The sequence below is a fragment of the Phycicoccus elongatus Lp2 genome, from assembly GCF_000367525.1.
GTDB lineage: Bacteria > Actinomycetota > Actinomycetes > Actinomycetales > Dermatophilaceae > Phycicoccus_A > Phycicoccus_A elongatus.
The window spans coordinates 683,869-686,005 of the sequence record NZ_HF570956.1 but is presented as its reverse complement, the minus strand read 5'-3'; the positions used below and the strand labels follow the sequence as shown (position 1 = coordinate 686,005).

The window sequence follows — 2,137 nt, the reverse complement described above, 5'->3', positions numbered from 1 at the left end:
CGGCGGGCCCTCGTGGTCCGCTGGCTCAGCCTGCCCGCCGACGACCGGCCGGCCCCCGACGCGGCCGTCACCCTTGCTGCGCAGGGCACCGCCACCGTCGAGCCGTATGCCGCGCGCTTCCTCCCAGCGCTCGTCCACGCCGCCGTGGTGCCCGTGCTGGCGCTCGCAGCGCTGGTCTGGGTCGACTGGCTGAGCGCCCTCATCGTGGTGCTCACGCTGCCGCTGCTGCCCTTCTTCGCGGCGCTCATCGGCAAGACCACCCAGGCCGACACGGACCGCCGCTGGGCGGCTCTGTCGGCGCTCTCCGGCCATTTCGTCGACGTGATGCGGGGCCTGCCGACGTTGGTCACCTACGGCCGGGCCGAGCGCCAGGTCGACGTCATCGGTGAGGTCAGCCAGCGCCACCGTCGCGCGACGATGCGGACGCTGAAACTGGCCTTCCTGTCCTCGGCTGCCCTCGAGTTGCTCGCCTCGATCTCGGTCGCCATCGTGGCCGTCACGGTCGGGCTGCGCCTGACCCACGGCACCATCCCGCTGATGACCGGGCTTGTCGCGATCCTGCTCGCGCCCGAGGCCTATTGGCCGATCCGGCGCGTCGGTGCCGAGTTCCACGCCGCCGCCGACGGTGCCGAGGCCATCGCCACCCTGCTCCCCCAACTGCGCCCCCTTGACGGCGTTGTTCCCGAATACCGCGGTCGTTCCAGCGTCGACGTGCGCGCCGAAGGCCTGAGCTACACCCATCCCGGCGCGCATCGCCCGGTGCTCACCGACCTCACCCTGAGCGCCGGCCCCGGCCTGACCGTCATCACCGGCCCGTCCGGTGCCGGCAAGTCGACCCTCCTCGACCTGCTCGCCGGCATCCGCCGCCCGACGGAGGGCCAGGTGCACACCAGCCGAGCCCACCTGGTGACCCAGCGACCCTTCCTGCCGGCGGGCACGATCCGTGCAGCCCTGACGGTCGGCGGCGAGGCACCGGACGACGCGCTCTGGTCCGCCCTTCGCGCGGTCGAACTCGACGGATTCGTCGCCGCCCTGCCCTCGGCCCTGGCGACCTCGCTGGGCGACGAGGGCTTCGGGCTCTCCGCCGGCCAACGCGCCCGGTTGGCCATCGCACGCGCCATCCTCAGCGACGCCCCGATCCAGCTGCTCGACGAGCCGACAGCGCATCTCGACGCCCACGCCTGCGAGGTCGTCCACAGCGCGATCACCCAACTCGCGCAACGGCATACGGTCATCGTTGTCACCCATCGCACCGAACTCGTCGCGCTCGCCGACCACCATGTCCACCTCGACCCCGCCACCGAGAAGGTGGCGCGATGAGACGCCCCGGCCCGTCCATCCTCATCGCCGGCCTTCTCGGCGGCGCGGCCACGGCGTCCGGTATCGCGCTGACCGCCACATCGGGATGGCTCATCGTGCGTGCCTCCGAGCGGCCGGTCATCCTCACCCTGCTCATGGCCATCGTCGCGGTGCGCGCCTTCGGCATCGCGCGCCCCTACTTCCGCTACGTCGAGCGCGTCCGGTCTCACGACACCGTCCTCGACGACCTCGCCACCCGACGCACGAGCACGTATGCCGCGCTCATCCCTCTCACTCCGGCTCGCCTCGGCCGTCGGTCCCGGTCGCGGGTCCTGACCGGCGTCGTCGACGACCTCACGGACGTCGTCGAGGCGCAGGTTCGGGTCACCGTGCCAGTCGTGTCGAGTATCGTCGCAGGAGTCCTCGCGGTGTGCCTCACCGCCGCGCTCTGGCCACCGGTCGGGCTCGTCCTCGCCGGCCTGCTCGCCGTGGTCGGACTCGGCTGCCTGCTCGCATACCGGCTCGAATCGCGTTCGCAGACAGCCCTTCTCGAGGCCCGGGCCGAGGTGCAGAGGGTCAGCGAGTTGGTCGCCCGTCAGGCGGACGACCTGCAGGCCGTGGGTGGCGCTGCCCGAGCCTTGGGGTGGCTCGACGCCGCGCACGCGCAGTGGCGGGCCGCGACTCGGCGACAGTCCGCGGGGCGTGCAGCCGTGGCCGCGTTGATCCTCGCGGCGACAGGCGTGGCGACGGTCGCTGCGGCCGCGTTGGCGGCACACGCCGACGTCAGCGGCCCCGTCGCCGCCCTGCTCGTCGTCGTGCCGGTCGCCGTCGGAGATGC

General features: G+C 72.8%; 1 protein-coding gene and 1 pseudogene. Both read left to right on the top strand.

The features are described 5' to 3' along the window. Positions 1-1,320 (top strand): thiol reductant ABC exporter subunit CydD (gene cydD, locus BN10_RS03265; protein ID WP_156917302.1); only part of this gene is annotated, 1,320 nt, incomplete at its 5' end. Then, positions 1,317-2,137: pseudogene (locus BN10_RS17180) on the top strand (thiol reductant ABC exporter subunit CydC); the annotation flags it as partial. The gene cydD and the pseudogene BN10_RS17180, both read left to right, overlap by 4 nt.